The following is a 305-nucleotide window of genomic DNA, read 5'->3' on the forward strand; positions in this document are numbered from 1 at the left end:
ATATACAAATGTCCTTGTGCAGTGGAAATAAATGCCTGATTATTAACCACCACCACTCTTTTTATTTCTTTTCCTTCAGGTCTGTCACGCATAACACCGTCTGAGTTTCTCTCCAGCGCCGGGAAAGGAGCCATATATTTTGCGACCTGCCACGTTTGTCCGTAATCTTTAGATATTTTATATGCCCCAGGCTCCCACTCAGGCACAAGTATGTACTGTTCTGAGGGATGGATAAACTCACCCGAGAAAACCCTATAGATTGGATTGCCATAAATTGATTTGTGGACCTTTCTTTTTATGTCATG

Annotated in this window: 1 protein-coding gene; it reads right to left on the reverse strand. The window is 42.0% G+C overall.

The features are described from left to right. A partial coding sequence (locus tag OGW16_RS00005; RefSeq protein ID WP_502873957.1) for a T6SS immunity protein Tli3 family protein occupies positions 1-305 on the reverse strand: 305 nt, incomplete at both ends.

It is taken from the genome of Citrobacter sp. Ce104 (genome assembly GCF_030334595.1).
GTDB lineage: Bacteria > Pseudomonadota > Gammaproteobacteria > Enterobacterales > Enterobacteriaceae > Citrobacter > Citrobacter europaeus.